This window comes from Actinokineospora sp. NPDC004072, from assembly GCF_053604195.1.
This window is the reverse complement of record NZ_JBSGHB010000012.1, coordinates 163,967-180,148: the sequence shown is the minus strand read 5'-3', so window position 1 is coordinate 180,148 and position 16,182 is coordinate 163,967. Positions and strand designations below refer to the sequence as shown.

General features: G+C 74.1%; 15 protein-coding genes. 6 read left to right on the top strand and 9 right to left on the bottom strand.

The window, feature by feature from the left end; genetic code table 11:
* Positions 1–30: 30 nt before the first annotated feature.
* Genes ACWEPX_RS20340 through ACWEPX_RS20320 form a run of 5 tightly spaced genes read right to left on the bottom strand, consistent with a single transcriptional unit; the run spans position 31 to position 4,434 of the window.
* Positions 31–666 carry a histidine phosphatase family protein gene (locus tag ACWEPX_RS20340; RefSeq protein WP_451898755.1) on the bottom strand — a complete coding sequence of 212 codons (636 nt, stop codon included), beginning with the start codon at positions 664–666 and terminating at the stop codon, positions 31–33.
* Positions 663–1,703, bottom strand: coding sequence for a phosphotransferase family protein (locus tag ACWEPX_RS20335; RefSeq protein WP_451898754.1), 1,041 nt, complete (start codon positions 1,701–1,703; stop codon positions 663–665). The genes ACWEPX_RS20340 and ACWEPX_RS20335 overlap by 4 nt, the downstream gene beginning before the upstream one ends.
* Complete coding sequence (locus ACWEPX_RS20330) at positions 1,700–2,449, bottom strand: SDR family oxidoreductase (protein ID WP_451898753.1); 750 nt, start codon at positions 2,447–2,449, stop codon at positions 1,700–1,702. Before ACWEPX_RS20330 ends, ACWEPX_RS20335 begins: the two co-directional genes overlap by 4 nt.
* Positions 2,450–3,238 carry an SDR family NAD(P)-dependent oxidoreductase gene (locus ACWEPX_RS20325; protein ID WP_451898752.1) on the bottom strand — a complete coding sequence of 263 codons (789 nt, stop codon included), beginning with the start codon at positions 3,236–3,238 and terminating at the stop codon, positions 2,450–2,452.
* Positions 3,235–4,434, bottom strand: coding sequence for an acyl-CoA dehydrogenase family protein (locus ACWEPX_RS20320; protein ID WP_451898751.1), 1,200 nt, complete (start codon positions 4,432–4,434; stop codon positions 3,235–3,237). The genes ACWEPX_RS20325 and ACWEPX_RS20320 overlap by 4 nt, the downstream gene beginning before the upstream one ends.
* Before the next feature lie 79 nt (positions 4,435–4,513).
* Here ACWEPX_RS20320 and ACWEPX_RS20315 point away from each other — a divergent pair, with 79 nt between their 5' ends.
* Positions 4,514–5,095: a TetR/AcrR family transcriptional regulator gene (locus ACWEPX_RS20315; protein ID WP_451898750.1), complete on the top strand. Its 582-nt coding sequence runs from the start codon at positions 4,514–4,516 to the stop codon at positions 5,093–5,095.
* A 209-nt stretch (positions 5,096–5,304) separates the two neighbouring features.
* Here ACWEPX_RS20315 and ACWEPX_RS20310 read toward each other — a convergent pair whose 3' ends face one another.
* On the bottom strand, positions 5,305–6,855 hold the full coding sequence (locus ACWEPX_RS20310) for an acyl-CoA synthetase (RefSeq protein ID WP_451898828.1): 1,551 nt from the start codon (positions 6,853–6,855) through the stop codon (positions 5,305–5,307).
* Between the two features lie 224 nt (positions 6,856–7,079).
* Between ACWEPX_RS20310 and ACWEPX_RS20305 the strand changes: the two genes are divergently transcribed.
* Genes ACWEPX_RS20305 through ACWEPX_RS20295 form a run of 3 tightly spaced genes read left to right on the top strand, consistent with a single transcriptional unit; the run spans position 7,080 to position 10,304 of the window.
* Positions 7,080–8,711, top strand: a complete 1,632-nt coding sequence (locus tag ACWEPX_RS20305; RefSeq protein WP_451898749.1) for a bifunctional 3'-5' exonuclease/DNA polymerase — start codon at positions 7,080–7,082, stop codon at positions 8,709–8,711.
* Positions 8,712–8,726: 15 nt separating this feature from the next.
* Positions 8,727–9,389 carry a hypothetical protein gene (locus tag ACWEPX_RS20300; RefSeq protein WP_451898748.1) on the top strand — a complete coding sequence of 221 codons (663 nt, stop codon included), beginning with the start codon at positions 8,727–8,729 and terminating at the stop codon, positions 9,387–9,389.
* 48 nt (positions 9,390–9,437) lie between these two features.
* Complete coding sequence (locus ACWEPX_RS20295; RefSeq protein ID WP_451898747.1) at positions 9,438–10,304, top strand: NAD(P)-dependent oxidoreductase; 867 nt, start codon at positions 9,438–9,440, stop codon at positions 10,302–10,304.
* Here the strand turns inward: ACWEPX_RS20295 and ACWEPX_RS20290 are convergent.
* The 3 genes from ACWEPX_RS20290 to ACWEPX_RS20280 are packed head-to-tail and all read right to left on the bottom strand — an operon-like array spanning position 10,194 to position 14,412.
* On the bottom strand, positions 10,194–11,072 hold the full coding sequence (locus ACWEPX_RS20290; RefSeq protein WP_451898746.1) for an AraC family ligand binding domain-containing protein: 879 nt from the start codon (positions 11,070–11,072) through the stop codon (positions 10,194–10,196). The genes ACWEPX_RS20295 and ACWEPX_RS20290 overlap by 111 nt on opposite strands.
* Positions 11,072–12,226: a lactate 2-monooxygenase gene (locus tag ACWEPX_RS20285; RefSeq protein WP_451898745.1), complete on the bottom strand. Its 1,155-nt coding sequence runs from the start codon at positions 12,224–12,226 to the stop codon at positions 11,072–11,074. Before ACWEPX_RS20285 ends, ACWEPX_RS20290 begins: the two co-directional genes overlap by 1 nt.
* 41 nt (positions 12,227–12,267) lie before the next feature.
* Positions 12,268–14,412: a tetratricopeptide repeat protein gene (locus ACWEPX_RS20280; RefSeq protein ID WP_451898744.1), complete on the bottom strand. Its 2,145-nt coding sequence runs from the start codon at positions 14,410–14,412 to the stop codon at positions 12,268–12,270.
* Positions 14,413–14,588: 176 nt separating this feature from the next.
* Between ACWEPX_RS20280 and ACWEPX_RS20275 the strand changes: the two genes are divergently transcribed.
* Together ACWEPX_RS20275 and ACWEPX_RS20270 are read left to right on the top strand one after the other, a co-directional pair.
* On the top strand, positions 14,589–15,839 hold the full coding sequence (locus ACWEPX_RS20275; protein WP_451898743.1) for a multidrug effflux MFS transporter: 1,251 nt from the start codon (positions 14,589–14,591) through the stop codon (positions 15,837–15,839).
* Positions 15,840–15,944: 105 nt separating this feature from the next.
* Positions 15,945–16,148 carry a hypothetical protein gene (locus ACWEPX_RS20270; protein WP_189212235.1) on the top strand — a complete coding sequence of 68 codons (204 nt, stop codon included), beginning with the start codon at positions 15,945–15,947 and terminating at the stop codon, positions 16,146–16,148.
* Positions 16,149–16,182: the final 34 nt, after the last annotated feature.

The window sequence follows — 16,182 nt, the reverse complement described above, 5'->3', positions numbered from 1 at the left end:
CCTCGACCATGCGCGAGGTCAAGCGCCGACCTACCGGTATGTCAGCAGGTCCCGGTTGGGCCCCTCGAAGTGGCCGTGCTCGTTGAACGAGACCAGCGACGACCCCGAGCGCCCGACGACGACCTTGGTGATCGCCGCGTTGACCACGACCCGGTTCAGCGCGACCAGGCCGTCGGCCCCCAGCCCCAGCAGCCCCGCGCACAGCGCCGCGATCACCCCGCCGGAGGTGAAGACCAGCGCCGTGCCCGCCCGCGAGACCTCGGCCAGCGCGGCCGATCCCGCGGCGGCGAAGTCGGCGTAGGAGCCGACGGCCGCGGGTTCGCCCGACGCCCACCGGTGCAGCGCCCGGTCGAGTGCGCCCTGGAAGTCGCGGGGATCGGTCGGCAGCGGGTCGACCAGCGCCGACACCAGGCCGAGGTGGTCGTACTCGTTCCACCGGGCGTCGGCGGCGCACGGGGTCGGGATGCCCGCCGCGGCCAGCGCGATCTCGGCCGTGGCCCGCTGCCGCAGCAGCGTCCCCGACAGCACCGCCGCAGGCCGCACGCCGCGCGCGGCCAGCTCCCCGCCCACGACCTTGGCCTGCCGCTCCCCGACCGGGGACAGCACGTCGTAGTCCGCCTGCCCGAAGGACGCCTGGCCGTGGCGGACGAGGTAGACCGCGCTCACCGGCCCGCCACCTCCCGACAGCGCCATTCCAGGTAGCCGACGAACATCCAGAAGTCCTTGAACCGCTCGTTGCGCGTCTGCCCGTGGTGGTAGCGGTAGTAGATCTGCTGGAGGATCACCGCGAGCCGGAAGAGGCCGAAGACCTCGTAGAACGCCCAGTTCGCCGGGCGCAGGCCGGACGCGGCGCAGTAGTGGTCGACCAGCTCGGCGCGGGTCAGCATGCCGGGCACGTGCGTGGGCTGGCGGCGGGCCTGCTGGAAGACGGCGTCGTCGCCGGGCTCGACCCAGTAGGCGACCGCGCCGCCGAGGTCCATCAGCGGGTCGCCGAGGGTGGCCATCTCCCAGTCCAGCACGCCGATGATGTCCAGGGCGTCGGAGAGCACCACGTTGTCGAAGCGCCAGTCGTTGTGGATGACGACCGTGGCGACGTCGTCGGGCTGGTGCTCGGCCAGCCAGGCCATCACCGACTCGAAGTCGGGGACGTTGTCGGTGCGGGCGGCCCGGTAGCGCGCCGACCAGCCGCCGACCTGGCGGCCGACGTAGCCCGCGCCCTTGCCCAGGTCGGCCAGGCCCGCGGCGGCCGGGTCCACGCGGTGCAGGTCCACCAGGCGGTCGACCAGCGCGGTGGACAGCGCCCGCGCGCCCACCGGGTCCAGGTCCATCCCGTCGGGCAGCTCCTTGCGCAGGATCGTGCCGGGGATGCGCTCCATGACGTAGAAGTCCGAGCCGAGCACGGCGGGGTCGTCGCAGAACCCGACCACCGTCGGCACGTACGGGTAGACCGGCTTGAGGCCGCGCTGAACCCGGTACTCCCGGCGCATGTCGTGCGCCGAGGCCGCCTTGCGCCCGGCTGGCGGGCGGCGCAGGATCAGCTCCCGGCCGGGGTAGGCCAGCAGGTAGGTCAGGTTCGACGCGCCGCCGGGGAACTGGCGGACCTCCGGCAGGCCGTCGACGTCCACGATGGACTTGACCCAGCGGTCGACCGCGGCGACGTCGAAGCCGTCCTCGCCGCGCACCGCGGCCGGTTCGTCCCTCATGACAGCCTCGCCACGACGCCCAGCGGCAGGTGCCGCATGGCGAAGCCCAGCACCGACCACGGCCACCGCGGCACGCACGCGCTGGGCCGCTCGGACTCGATCGCCTTGACCATCGCGGCGACCCCGGTCTTCGTGTCGACCATCAGCGGCGTCTTGGCCACGCGCGCGTTCATCTCCGAGCGGATGTAGCCGGGGTGGATGGTCGTGACCTTGATGGGCGTGCGGGCCACGTCCGCCCGGATGCCCTCGGCCAGCGCCGAGACGCCCGCCTTGGTCGCGGCGTAGGTGGTCATGGTGCGCGGCATGCCCCGCATGGCGCTCATCGACGAGATCACCACCAGGTGGCCCGCGTTCTGCTCGCGCAGGATCCCCATCGCGGCCTCGCACTGGGCCAGGGCGGCGACGAAGTTGGTCTCGGCGGTCTGCTTGTTGGCCGCGAAGCCCCCGGTGCCGATCGGCTGGCCCTTGCCCAGCCCGGCGTTGACGATCACCCGGTCGAGCGAGCCCAGCGCGGCGCGGAACTCGCCGAAGACCGCGAACACGGCGTCGTGGTGGGTGACGTCCAGCGCGCGGACGACGACCTCGACGCCCGGGTGGGCCGCGGTGATCTCGGCCTTGAGCCCGTCGAGGTTCTCCACCCGGCGGGCGGCCAGGGCCAGGTTGGCGCCCCGGGCGGCGAACTGGCGGGCCATCTCCGCGCCGAGGCCGGAGCTGGCCCCGGTGATGAGGATGTTCGTGCGGGTCATCTACTTCTCCATCGCGGGCCGGATGCGGGCCCAGTACTTGGCGACTTGGCGGTCCACGAGGCCGGGCAGCAGCCGCTTGAGCCGGTGGGAGCGGACGCCGTCGCGGTGGGTGTGCACCAGGAACCGGCGGGCGGCCACCCCCGCCAGCACGGAGGCGGCCACGTCGTCGGCGGTGACCGTCGCCGAGGCCATCAGCTTGCGGCTGAGCTTGAGCGCGGCCGGGTCCGGGGTGCGGAGCCGGTCGGTGAGGTTGGTCTGGAAGAAGCCCGGGCACACGACGGTGGTCGTGATCCCGTAGGGGCGCAGCTCGTGGCGCAGGGTCTCCGACAGCGCGAGCACGCCCGCCTTGGTGACGTTGTAGGCGGCCATCCCGGGCAGGTTCATGATCGCCGCGAGCGAGGCGATGTTGACCAGGTGCCCGGAGCCCGCCTGCTTGAAGACCGGGATGAACTCCGCGCAGCCGCGCACGACGCCGCGCAGGTTGATCTCCCAGATCCAGTCCCAGTCGGCCAGCGGGATGCGCTCCATGCGCCCGCCTGAGGGCACGCCCGCGTTGTTGACCAGCAGGTCGAGCCCGCCCCAGCGCTCGGCGCACCACTGCCGGGCCGCGGCCCAGTCGTCGGTGGTCACGTCGAGGGCGAGGTGCTGCGCGCCGATGCCCGCCGCCACCGCCCGCGCGGCGTCTTCGTCCACATCGGTCACCAGCACCTGGTCGCCGCGGGCGGCGAACGCGCGGGCCAGGGCCGCGCCGAGGCCGGAGCCAGCGCCGGTGATCAGAACCCGGCTCACGGCAGGTGCTTCTTCAGCTCGATGCGGGCGACCACGCCGAGGTGCACCTCGTCCGGGCCGTCGGCCAGGCGCAGCGAGCGGGCGCCCGCGTAGGCGGCGGCCAGCGGGAAGTCGTCGGTCATGCCCGCGCCGCCGTGCAGCTGGATGGCCATGTCGATCACGCCGAGGGCCATGTTCGGCACCGCCACCTTGATCTGGGAGATCTCCGAGCGGGCCGCGGCCGCGCCCACGGTGTCGATCTTCCAGGCGGCGTGCAGGACCAGCAGGCGGGCCTGGTCGATGGCGATGCGGGCCTGCGCGATGCGCTCGCGGTTGCCGCCGAGGTTGGCCAGCGGCTTGCCGAACGCGGTGCGCGCGGTCGCCCGCTGGCAGGCCAGCTCCAGCGCTTTCTCGGCCAGGCCGATGAGCCGCATGCAGTGGTGGATGCGCCCGGGCCCGAGCCTGCCCTGGGCGATCTCGAAGCCGCGGCCGGGCCCGGCGATGATCGCGTCCACCGGCAGGCGGACGTCGGTGAAGCTGACCTCGCCGTGGCCGGAGGGCTCGTCGTGGCGGCCGAAGACCGGCAGCATCCGCTCCACGGCCACGCCCGGGGTGTCCAGCGGGACCAGGACCATCGAGTGGCGCAGGTACTTGTGCGCGCCCGGGTCGGTCAGGCCCATGAAGATGAGCACCTCGCAGTTGGGGTGGCCGATGCCGGTGGAGAACCACTTGCGGCCGTTGAGGACGACCTCGTCGCCCTCGACCACCGCGGTGGCGGCCATGTTGGTGGCGTCGGAGGAGGCGACGTCGGGCTCGGTCATGCAGAACGCCGAGCGGATCTCGCCGTCGAGCAGCGGGGTCAGCCAGCGGGCCTGCTGCTCGGGGGAGCCGTAGAGGTGCAGGACCTCCATGTTGCCGGTGTCGGGGGCGTTGCAGTTGAAGATCTCCGGGGCGATGGCCGAGCGGCCCATCGCCTCGGCCAGCGGGGCGTACTCGACGGTGGAGAGCCCGGACACCGACGGCAGGAACAGGTTCCACAGGCCGCGCTCGCGCGCCTTGGCCTTCAGCTCGGTGATGACCGGCAGGACCGTCCACGGGTTGTCGAGGGCCGCCAGCTCGCGGTGGTAGCCCGGCTCGACCGGCTCGATCTCCTCGGCGATGAACGCGGTGACCCGGGCCAGGTAGTCGGCGGCCTTGGCGGAGTGGGCGAAATCCATGCTGGCGCCTCCCGAGGCTGTTGAGCACTGCTCGACAAGCTACCCTTCCTGTCGAGCAGTGCTCAACAGCAGGAGGACCATGACCCAGGTGACCCGGCCCACCCGGACCCGGCGCACCGCCGAGGACCGCCGCCGCCAGCTCATCGGCATCGGCCTGCGCATGCTGACCACCCGGCCCCTCCACGACATCACCGTCGACGACGTGGCCGCCGAGGCCGGGATCGCCCGCAGCCTGCTGTTCCACTACTTCCCGACCAAGCAGGACTACTACGTCGAGGTCGTGCGCGCCGCGGGCAGGCGGCTGCTCCGCGCGACCCGGGTCGACCCCGACGCCCCCGGCCCGGTCCGGCTGCGCGCGATCGTGGACGGCTACATCGCCTTCCTCAACCGCCGCCGCACCCAGTACGTCGGCCTGTTCCGCGCAGGCGGCCAGGGCGACTGGGTCCGCGCGGTGCACGACGAGACCCAGACGGCGCTGACGGCCCGAACGCTGGATGCCTTGGGCCTGGCCGACCCGGACGAGGTGACCGAACTGGCCGTGCGGGCGTGGTGGGCCTTCGCCGAGGAGCTGACCATCGAGTGGACCGGCCGCGGCCGCACCGACCGCGACACCCTGGCCGACCTGCTGCTGTCCACACTGGAGGGCCTCGTCCGCCGCTAGGCGCCGGTGACCCCGCGGTGGTGCAGCACGGGGCAACGATGGGCGCGACGCTCAGCGGCCGCGGCGTAGCCGCAGGCGCCCGGGCCTGCGGACCCGGGTTCACCCCGAACGGGTGGCCGCGCACGGCGGCGATCCGCTCGGCCAGTGCGACCACGGGACCGCCGAGGAGGCCCCTGCCTGCGCGGGCACGGCGACGGTGGACGTGCGGTTCAGCCCAGTTCGGCGAGGCGGGCGCGCAGCAGCTTGCCGGTGGCGTTGCGGGGGAGCTCGTCGAGGAAGACCACGTCGCGGGGGACCTTGAAGCGGGCGAGGTTGGCCTTGACGTGCTCGCGCAGGTCGTCGGCGGTGACGGCGGCCCGGTCATCGACGACGACGTAGGCGCGCAGGCGCTGGCCGAAGCGCTCGTCGGGCACGCCGACGACGGCCGCCTCGACCACGCCGGGGTGCTCGACCAGCAGGTTCTCGATCTCGGCCGGGAAGACGTTCTCCCCGCCGGAGACGATCATGTCGTCGTCGCGGCCGTCGATGAACAGCCTGCCCCCGGCGTCGAAGTGGCCGATGTCGCCGCTGGCCAGCAGGCCGTCGATCATGTCCTTGGTCCGGCCGTCGGTGTACCCGGCGAAGCTCAGGCCGCTGCCGACGAAGACCCGGCCGGTCACGTTCGGCTCGGTGATCGGCCGGTCGTGCTCGTCGTAGAGCACGACGCGGCAGCCGACCGGGGGCTTGCCGACCGTGCCCGGCGCGGCCTTCCAGTCCTCGGGCGTGGCCACGGTGGCCACCGCGACCTCGGTCGACCCGTACAGGTTGTGGATGACGTCGCCGAACGCCTTGGTCGCCCGGCTGCCCAGCTCGGGGGAGAGCGCCGAGCCGGAGGTGAACACGATCCGCAGCGACGAGGTGTCGTACTTGGCGAGGGTCTCCGGGCCGAGGTCGAGGATCCGCTGGAGCATCGTGGGGACCAGCACCACCGCGGTGGCCTTGTTGGCGGCGATGTCGGCCAGCGTGGTCTCGGGGTCGAACCGGCGGCGCAGCACGACGGCCGAGCCGAGCGCGAACGACAGGATGAACTGCGACAGCCCGGTCGCGTGGAACAGGGGCGCGCCCAGCACCGTGCACTCCCCCGCCCGCAGCGGCACGCGGTCGAGGAACTGGGCGGCGGCGAGCGGGGAGCGCACCTGGCGCGGCGCGCCCTTGGGGGTGCCGGTGGTCCCGCTGGTCAGCAGCACCATGCCGCCGGGCTCGGCGGGTGCGGGGACCGGCCGGTCGTCGGCGCCTGCGATCAGCTGCTCCAGGGTGTCGTCGCCCGCGCCCCAGGACAGGAAGCGCGGCAGGTCGGCGGGCAGGGCGGCGGCGAGGTCGGCGAACTCCTCGTCGTGGACGAAGACGGTCACCCCCTCGCGGACGGCGACGTCGACCAGCTGCGGGCGGGCGAAGCCGGTGTTCATCAGCAGCAGCCGCGCGCCGATCTTGCTCGCGGCCAGCATGGTCTCCACCGCGCCGCGGTGGTCGCGCGCCAGCAGGGCCACGACCGACTTCGCGGTCACGCCGCGCTGCTGGAGGGCGCGGGCCAGGGCGTTGGAGCGGGTGTCGAGCTGGTGGAAGGTCAGCGGGCCGAGCTCGTCGACCAGCCCGACGGCGGTCCGGTCCCGGGTGGCGGCGACCTGCGCCGCACCGGCGATCGGGCCGAGCCTGCGCACGGCCAGGGCGGACCTGAGGACGTGATCGGGACGGGAGAGGGGCACCAATCCGGCCCTGCGCATGACGTCGACGCTGCGCACGGCCACCTTGGCCTTGGTGAGGATCTCGGACAACCACGCCTCCCCTGGCTGTTACTAGTGGGTAACACCGTGCCTCAGGGGTGGCTGCGGCGTCAACGGGGCGGGGCGAACTCATCGCGGGAGCGCAATCGGCGGGGGCGGCGCTGACAACGTTCGCCGTGGTCGGCGGGTGCGGAATGTCGGTCGCGGGCAGCAGAATCGGCCGTGTGCTGGTGGCGGTGGTGGGGACGGGGGACGGCGGCGGCCGGGCCCGGGTCCTGGGGTCGGCGGAGACGGTGGTGACCGACGACCTCGCGGGGTGGATGGCCGGGCAGGAGGCGGCGGGGCCGCGGTGGATCGTGGTGGGGGCCAACGAGCTGTACCCGGGGGTGCTGGCGCGGGGGGTGCGGCTGGGCCGCTGCCACGACCTGGGGCTGGTGGAGGCGCTGCTGCTGGCGTTCGCGGAGACGCCCCGGCGGCCGCGGAACCTGGCCGCGGCGTGGGCGCGGATGCACGGGGGCCCTGAGCCCGCCGACCCGCGGCCGGTGGCCAGGGGCGAGCAGCCCGCGCTGTTCGAGCCGGACCGGGGCACGATGCCCGCCGGGATCGACCCGCTGGACGCCATCGCGGCCGTCCACGCCGACCAGGAGCAGCGCATCGCCGCGACGGCGCACCCGGAGCGGCTGCGGCTGCTGGCGGCCGCGGAGTCGGCCGGGGCGCTGGCCGCGGTGGAGATGGGCCACCACGGGCTCCCGTGGCGGGCCGACGTCCACGCCGAGCTGCTGGTCGACGCCCTGGGGCCGCGGCCTGCGCCCGGCGCGCGGCCCGCGCGGCTGGCGGAGCTGGCCGAGCGGATCACCGCGGCCTTCGGCGGCCGGTCGGTCAACCCGGACGCGCCCGCCAGCATCGTGGCGGCCTTCGCCAGGGAGGGCATCGAGATCCCGTCGGCGCGGGCGTGGGTGCTGCGCGAGGTCGACCACCCGGCCGTCGAGCCGCTGCTGGAGTACAAGGAGCTGGCCCGGCTCCACGTCGCGCACGGCTGGTCGTGGCTGGAGAGCTGGGTCGACGGCGGGCGGTTCCGGCCGGAGTACGTCGTCGGCGGCGTGGTCTCCGGGCGGTGGGCGACGCGCGGCGGGGCGGCGCTGCAGCTGCCGAAGCTGCTGCGCACCGCCGTGCGCGCCGACCCGGGCTGGTCGCTGGTGGTCGCCGACGCCGCGCAGCTGGAGCCGCGGGTGCTGGGGGCGCTGTCGCAGGACCGGCGCTTCGCCGAGGTGTCGGCGTCGGTGGACCTCTACACCAGCCTGGCCGCCGACGCCTTCGGCGGCGACCGCGGGCGGGCGAAGATCGCCATGCTCTCGGCGATGTACGGCGGCACCAGCGGCGAGGCCGGTCCGCTGCTCGCCGTGCTGCGCAAGCGCTTCCCGCAGGCGGTGGAGTACGTGGAGCAGGCCGCCCGCGCGGGCGAGCAGGGCCGGGTCGTGCGCTCCCGGCTGGGCCGCACCAGCCCGCCGCCGAGCGCCGCGTGGCGCGAGCTGACCTCCACCGACGAGACCGCCGGACGCAGGGCCGCTCGCGACTGGGGCCGGTTCACCCGCAACTTCGTCGTGCAGGCCAGCGCGGCGGACTGGGCGCTGACCATGCTCGCCGCCCTGCGCCGCCGCCTGGCGGGCAGCGACGCGGCGATCGTCTTCTTCCAGCACGACGAGGTGATCGTGCACTGCCCGACCCCGGACGCCCCCGCCGTGGCCGCCGAGTTCGACGCCGCGGCCGCGGAGGCCACGGCTCTCGTCTTCGGCCCGACCCCTGTCCGCTTCCCGTTGGAGGCAACCATCGTGGACTGCTACGCCGACGCCAAGTGATGGCACGATCACCGGATGGCCCGGAACTCGACCAACGTCGGCGGCAACGCATCGGGCGTCTTCGTCCAGGCGGGCCGGAACGTGCGCATCAGCTTCGGCAAGCGGTGGCCGGACCTGCTGGTGGTCGTCGCGCTGGTGGTCCTGGGCATCGTGGCCGTCGTCGCCATGAACGACGACGAGCCCGGCACCCCGGTCACCGCCGCCGAATCCCCCACGCTGACGACCACGACCCCGGCAACCACCACCGATGAGCCGACCACCGCGACAACGCGGGCAACCGACCCACCCCCGACCCAGGCAGCGGGCGGCTTCGCGCTGGTCTTCCAGGACCGGATGGAGCTGGCCAGCACTGACGTGGACTCCGACCCTCCCCGCAGGGCGAGGGTGGGCACCTATTGGGTCGACTACTTGCCCCGCGTCCCAGCCGGGTTCAACGGCGCCAGCTTGATCGTGAACGGGGGCATGGTCGCCGAGTGGACCACCTCATCAGCCGAACCAGGTCCCGAGGAGTGCGCCGACCAGCTCGCCGCGTCCGGGACCCTGACGGTTCCCCTGCGCGACGCGGGCGTCTACTGCCTGCAGAGCCGATCCGGTCGCGTGGTCCTGATCAGCGATCTGCAACGCACCCCTGACGCCTACACCGCGCTGATCACCGTCTGGGACAGCACCAGCCCCTAGCGCACAAACCTTCAAGACGGTCCCCGCTCGCCCCGGTACAACGCCGGTGTGGAGAAAGTGGGATTCATCGGGCTGGGCGTCATGGGCTCGCCCATGGCGGTCAACCTCGCGCGGGCGGGCACGCCGGTCATCGTGTGGAACCGCACCGCCGAGCGGTGCGCGCCCGCGGTGGCGGCCGGGGCGGAGCAGGCGGGCGGGGTGGACGAGGTGTTCGACCGCGCCGAGGTCGTCTTCCTCATGCTGGCCGACGAGGCCGCCGTCGACGCCGTGCTCGACCGCGGCGGCCCGCGGTTCGAGCGGCGCGTGCGGGGGCGCGTGGTCGTGCAGATGGGGACGATGGCCGCGACCTACTCGCACGCGCTGGAGGCCGACATCGCGGCCGCGGGCGGGGAGTACGTCGAGGCCCCGGTGTCCGGGTCGAAGGGGCCCGCCGAGAGCGGGACGCTGGTGGGGATGGTGTCCGGCCGCGCGGCCGGGCGGGTCGCGCCGCTGCTGGCCCCGATGTGCTCGCGGGTGGTCGGCTGCGGGCCGGTGCCGGGGGCGCTGCTGATGAAGTTCGCCGTCAACATCCACCTGATCACGCTGGCGACCGGGCTGGCCGAGGCGTTCCACTTCGCCGAGGAGCACGGCCTGGACACCGTGTTGATGGCCGAGATCCTCGACGCCGGGCCGATGGCGTCGGCGGTGTCGCGGGCCAAGGCGGCCAAGCTGGTCGCCGGGGACTACGCCGTGCAGGCCGCCTGCGCCGACGTGCTCAAGAACAACCAGCTCATCGCCGGGGCCGCCCGCGCGAACGGGATGGCATCACCGCTGCTGGACGTCTGCCACGCGCTGTTCGCCGAGACCGTTGCGCTCGGCCACGGCCAGTCCGACATGGCCGCGGTGATCCACGCCCTGCGCGAGCGCACCGGATGACCGCCACGCCGCGGGCGTGATGCCGAAGGCCCCCTTGAACATCCGGGTCAGGTGGGCCTGGTCGGCGAACCCGGCGGCCGCGGCGACCTCGCCGAGCGGGTCGCCCGCCCGGATCAGCCTGCGGGCCAGGTCGAGCCTGCGCAGGGTGCGGAAGCGGGTGGGGCTGGTGCCGTAGGCCGCGCGGAACTGGCGGGCCATGCTCCACCGGTCGCACCCGGCGACCCGCTCCAGCTCGGCCGCGGTGTGCGGGACGGTCGGGTCCTCGGCCAGCAGCGCCCGCACGCGCGCCACCGCCCCAAGGTCGATGGCGGTGCGCCCGCGGCGGGGGCTGGCGTGGGCGCGCAGGAGGTCGGCGACGGCGGTGGTCAGCTCGGCGGCGGCCAGGTCGTCCAGCGGGGCGTCGAGGTCGGCCAGGTAGCCGGTGAGCACCGGGTCGGCGCGGCTGACCACCGGGTCGGCGACGAAGGGCAGGGCCGCCCCGCCCAGGGCGCGCTGCACCAGGGCGGGGTCGAGGTAGAAGATCCGGTAGCGGAAGCCCGCCGCGGTGCCCGCCGCGCCGTCGTGCGGCTCGTCGGGGTGCAGGATGTGCCACTCGCCGGGCAGGCAGTGCCGCTGCTCGCCGCGGAAGCGGAAGGTCTGCACGCCCGCCAGGGTCATGCCGATGGCGTAGGTGTCGTGGCGGTGGGTGGAGAACGCGGTGCCGACCAGGGAGGCCTCGAAGCGCTCGATGCCCTCGGCCCCGCCGCCGAAGCGCAGGTCGAAGCCCATCAGCCGGTCCGCAGCAGCGAGGAGTCCACTTCGGACAGGCTGCGCTTGCCGCACAGCCCCAGCGTCAGGTCCAGCTCGGCGAGCAGGCCGCGCAGCACGTGCCGCACGCCGTCCTCGCCGCCGAGGCCGAGGCCGTAGACGTACGGGCGGCCGAGCAGCACCGCGTCGGCCCCGAGCGCGACCGCCTTGAGCACGTCCGACGCGGTGCGGATGCCGGAGTCGAACAGCACCGCGATGCGGGAGCCGACGGCGGCGGCGATCTCCGGCAGCATCTCCAACGCGCCGACCGCGCCGTCGACCTGCCTGCCGCCGTGGTTGGACACCACGACCCCGTCCATGCCCGCATCCGCGGCGCGGCGGGCGTCGTCGGGGTGCTGGACGCCCTTGAGGACGATCGGGCCGTCCCAGTGCTCGCGCAGGAACGGCAGCCGGTCCCAGCTCTTGTCCTGGCCGGTGAACAGCGACACCCAGCGCAGCACCGCCATCGGCTGGTCCTCGGCGGGCGGCTTCTCCAGCCCGGCCAGGAAGGCCGGGTCGGTGAAGGCGTTGGCGACGCCGGTGGCGCGCAGGAACGGCAGGTACGCCTGGTCGAGGTCCTGCGGGCGCCAGGCGAGGGTCCAGGTGTCGAGGGTGACGACCAGGACCTCGTAGCCCGCGGCCTTCGCGCGGCGCAGCAGGCTCACGCAGACCTCGGGGTCGTTGGGCCAGTACAGCTGGAACCAGCGCGGCCCAGCGGCCTCGGCGACCTCCTCCAGCGGGTAGGAGGACGCGGTGGAGAGCACGATCGGCACGCCGAGCGCCTTGGCGGCGCGGGCGGTGGCGAGCTCGCCGTCGGGGTGCACGATCGACTGCACGCCGATGGGGGCGAGCAGGACGGGAGCGGGCATCGCGGTGCCCAGGACGGTGGTGTCCGTGGTGCGCTCGGTGGCGTCGGCCAGCATGCGCGGGACCAGCCGCCACCGGTCGAAGGCGGCCCGGTTGGCCCGCATGGTCGCCCCCGAGCCGGCACCGCCTGCGACGTAGCCGAACGGGCCGGGGTCGAGGGCTTGGGCGGCGACGGCCTCCAGGCGGGTGGGGTCGGTGGTGAACGGCGGGGTCGTCCCGGCGAGGCCCTGCAGGTAGATCTCGTTCTGGTAGCCAGCGTGCAGGCCCATCGCGCGTCCTCACCGTCGGGGATCGGGTCGGCGAGAGTCTGTCACCGGCGCACGCGCATCCGCCACAACCCGAGCGTCCCGACGCCGAAGGCGAGCAGGCCGAGCAGGACGACCGGCGTCAGCAGCGCCATCCCGCTCCCGCCGAGCGCGAGCCCGGCCGTCCAGATCACCAGCACCCCGAGCCCGAGCAGCAGCACCGCCGCGCCGACGCTCATCAACCGGTCGTGCGCCCAGAGGTAGCGCGGCGTCAACCGCAGGTCGGCGGGCAGCCGGAACACCGCAACCCCACCCACCCCCGCGACGAGCACGACCAACCCCACCCCGAACCACACCAGCAACCGACTCGGCGACGGCATCCCCGCCACCATCAGCACGAACCCCCCGACCGCCAACCACCCCGAAGCCCGCCGCAACGCCAACCACAACCCGATCCGCTGCGCCCGCCCAAACCGCCGATCCCGCCGCGCACCCGCCTCAGCCCTGGGACCGCCATCCCCGGCAACAACCCCATCCACCTTCCGCCACGTCCGCCCCCCGCTGGGGTCGTCGGGGAAGAGATGGGGCTTGCGCCCAGCGGTGCCCGCCGACTTCCCGGCCTTGGCGCGGCCCGACTCCGGGAACAGGTCCGGCTTGCGGTCGGCAGCACCCGCAGCCCCACCAGCCTTGCTGAATCCCTTGCCGCGCCCACCGGCCGACTCCGGGAACAGATCCGGCTTGCGGCCAGCAGCACCCGCAGCCCCACCAGCCTTGCCGAATGCCTTGGCGCCTCCACCGGCCGACTCCGGGAACAGATCCGGCTTGCCGCTGGCAGCACCCGCAGCCCCACCAGCCTTGCCGAATCCCTTGCCGCGCCCACCGGCCGACTCCGGGAACAGATCCGGCTTGCCGCTGGCAGCACCCGCAGCCCCACCAGCCTTGCCGAACCCTTTGCCGCGCCCACCGGCCGACTCCGGGAACAGGTCGGGCTCGCGGTCGGCAGCACCTGGGGTCCGACCAGCCTTGCCGAACCCCTTGCCTCGACCCGGGAACAGATCGGGCTTGCGGCCGGTCGCGGCCGCACGCCCGCCAGCCGAGTCCTCGGGGAACAGGCCGGCCTTCCGGCCAGCGGCACCCACGGGATCGTCGGCCTTGCCGAACACCTTCCGCCACGTCCAGCCGCTACCCGGCTCCTCCGGAAACAGGTCGGGCTTGCGAGACGTGGTGCCGGTTCGGGTGGCGGCCTGCTCCTCGGGGAACAGGTCCGGCTTGCGGTCGGCGGCGTCGGTTCGATCGTCCGGGGACAGGCCGGGTTGGTGAGCTGCGGTCGTGCGCCGCGGCGGCTCGGGTGTCGGGTCCTCTGGGAAAGGCTCGGGGTCGGGTTGGTCCGCCGACGCCGCTTCCCAGGGTTGGTCTTCGGGGAATGGGTCGGGTTCGTCGTCGGTGGGGAAGGTGGGGAGGGGGCGGGTTCGGCGGGGCTCGTCGGCAGGCGGGGTGGAGCGGTGGGCGAAGCGGACGGTGCGGGTGGGGGTGGGGCGGTGGGTGGCCGTGGTGCGGGCCGGGTCGGCGGCGACGAGGGTCCAGTCGGGGTCTGCGGGGTCGGTCTCGTGCCAGGCGGTGGAGCGTTCCCAGGGGACGTCGCCGAAGCGGCCCGCGCTGCGGCTGAGGCGGGTCAGCGCGGCCTGGGCGTCGGGGTTGGTGGGGTCCAGCCGTAACGACTCCTGGTAGGCCGCCTTCGCGCCGTCGATGTCCCCCGCGCGCTCGGCGGTGTTGCCCAGGACCTCGTGCGTGCGCGGCTCCTCCGGCGCGATCGCCACGGCCCGGTGGGCGGCGGCGAGGGCGTCGGCGGGGGCGGTGGGGGCCAGCGCCTCGGCCAGCGCGACCTGGCCGCGCCAGTCGTCGGGGTCGCGGCGGGCGGACTCGCGGGCGGAGATGGCCGCCTCCTCGTGCCTGCCCAGCTCGGTGAGCGCCAGGCTGGCCAGCCGGTGCGCCCACGCGGGCTCGCCGAGGGTGATCGCGCGCTTGGCCGCGTCCAGGCACCGCTGGGGCTCGCCGACGTCGAGGAACGCCGCGGCGAGGCCGCACCACGCGCCCGCGTGGTCGGGGTGCTCGGCCAGGACGGGCCGCAGGGCCTCGATGGCGGCGCGCGGTCTGCCCGCCGCGGTGAGGCGCGCTGCGTCGGCGAGGACCGCGTCGATCGGCTGGGCCATGGCTCCCCTCCCGCGCTGTGGACGCACAGTCTGTCAAGGGACCGATCCGGTGCCCAGCCGACCCGCCCGGGGATAAGCCGGTTGATCAGGGATGACGGACGGACGGACGAGAACAGTGTGGACCAGACAGCCGACGGCCGGTAAGCCGCAATCGGCCTAGGTCATAGACTGATCGGGTGAGCAGACCATCGCCGTGGGCGAGAGCGCGGCTCGCGCTACTCCTCGGCGGGATCTCCGCCTTCGGCCCCCTGTCCATCGACATGTACCTCCCCGCGTTCCCGGAGATCGCCGACGGCCTCGGCACCGGCCAAGCCCAGGTCCAGCTCACCCTCACGGCGTTCATGGTGGGGATGGCGGTCGGGCAGGCGGTCGTCGGTCCGCTTTCGGACGCCTACGGCAGGCGGCGGCCGCTGCTGGCCGGCCTGACCGCCTACACGATGGCGTCGCTGGCCTGCGCCATCGCCCCATCGGTCTACACCCTGGTGGGGTTGCGGTTCGCGCAGGGTGTGAGCGCTGCTGCCGGAGTCGTGATCGCGCGGGCCGCGGTGCGCGACATCTTTGCGGGCGCGGCGATGGCCCGGTTCTTCTCCATGCTGATGCTGGTGTCCGGCCTGGCCCCGATCCTCGCGCCGCTGATCGGCGCGCAGGTGCTGCGCTGGACGGACTGGCAGGGCGTGTTCGTCGTGCTGGCCTACTTCGGCGTCCTGCTGCTCATCGCCGCGGTGATCTGCCTGCGGGAGACGCTGCCGCCGGAGCGGCGCCGCCCGGCCGACCCCCGCCGGATCCTGCGCACCTACCTGCGCGTGGCCACCGACCGCAGGTTCGTCGCCCACGCCACCGCGATCGGCTTCGTCACCGCCGCGATGTTCGCCTACATCGCCGGGTCGCCGTTCGTCCTGCAGGAGCTGCACGGGCTCACCCCGCTGGCCTACAGCATCGCCTTCGGCGCGAACGCCCTGGGCCTGATGCTGTTCACGCAGGTCAACGGGCTGCTGCTGCGCTGGCTGCGGCCGTCGGCGCTGCTGGCGGGGGGGCTGGTGCTCGCGGCGCTGGCCGGGGCCGGGGTGTACGCCGCGGTGGCGCTGGAGCTGGGCCTGCCCTACCTGCTGCCGTCGCTGTTCCTGGTGGTGGCGAGCCTGGGGGTGGTCAGCCCGAACGCGACCGCGCTGGCGCTGGCCGACCACGGGGAGCGGGCGGGCACCGCGTCGGCGCTGCTGGGCATGGTGCAGTTCCTCATCGGCGGGTTGGCCGCGCCGCTGGTCGGGCTGGGCGCGGCGCGCTCGGCCGAGCCGATGGCGCTGGTCATCGCGGGCATGTCCGCGGCCGGGCTGCTGGCCTACGCGCTGCTGCGCCCGCGCCGCCGCCGCGCCGGCGCGCTTGACGCGGAGACCATCCGGTTCCAGCCGGTCCAGCCCCCGCGCGGGTAGTTATAGAGAAAATCATTGAAAGGCGTCACCCGCCCACGTCACGGCTCGTTACCGTCCGCGTCGCACTAGCGGTAGCACTGGGCTTCGTGGAGAGGGTGGGAGACGGTGAGCAGCCACCGGGAGTGGACCGTGAGCTGCCGCGACATCGCGGGCAGGCGACGGGACGTGACGATCTTCGTCCGACAGGGCCGGGTGGTGCTCGTGGCCCCGCCGGGGGAGACCGCCGTCTTCTCCCCGCTCGACGTCGGCAGGCTGCGGGCCGCCCTGCGCGACGCCGTCGTCGACGCCTCGGTCGAGGCCGACCGCTGACACCGCTTCCTACTCAGCAGTAGATAATGGCAGA

Bases quoted from the DNA above. Each gene is read 5' to 3' on its own strand.
- ACWEPX_RS20335 (WP_451898754.1), bottom strand. From the start codon at position 1,703: ATGAGGGACGAACCGGCCGCGGTGCGCGGCGAGGACGGCTTCGACGTC.
- ACWEPX_RS20330 (WP_451898753.1), bottom strand. From the start codon at position 2,449: ATGACCCGCACGAACATCCTCATCACCGGGGCCAGCTCCGGCCTCGGC.
- ACWEPX_RS20320 (WP_451898751.1), bottom strand. From the start codon at position 4,434: ATGGATTTCGCCCACTCCGCCAAGGCCGCCGACTACCTGGCCCGGGTC.
- ACWEPX_RS20315 (WP_451898750.1), top strand. From the start codon at position 4,514: ATGACCCAGGTGACCCGGCCCACCCGGACCCGGCGCACCGCCGAGGAC.
- ACWEPX_RS20310 (WP_451898828.1), bottom strand. From the start codon at position 6,855: ATGCGCAGGGCCGGATTGGTGCCCCTCTCCCGTCCCGATCACGTCCTC.
- ACWEPX_RS20300 (WP_451898748.1), top strand. From the start codon at position 8,727: ATGGCCCGGAACTCGACCAACGTCGGCGGCAACGCATCGGGCGTCTTC.
- ACWEPX_RS20290 (WP_451898746.1), bottom strand. From the start codon at position 11,072: ATGGGCTTCGACCTGCGCTTCGGCGGCGGGGCCGAGGGCATCGAGCGC.
- ACWEPX_RS20285 (WP_451898745.1), bottom strand. From the start codon at position 12,226: ATGGGCCTGCACGCTGGCTACCAGAACGAGATCTACCTGCAGGGCCTC.
- ACWEPX_RS20280 (WP_451898744.1), bottom strand. From the start codon at position 14,412: ATGGCCCAGCCGATCGACGCGGTCCTCGCCGACGCAGCGCGCCTCACC.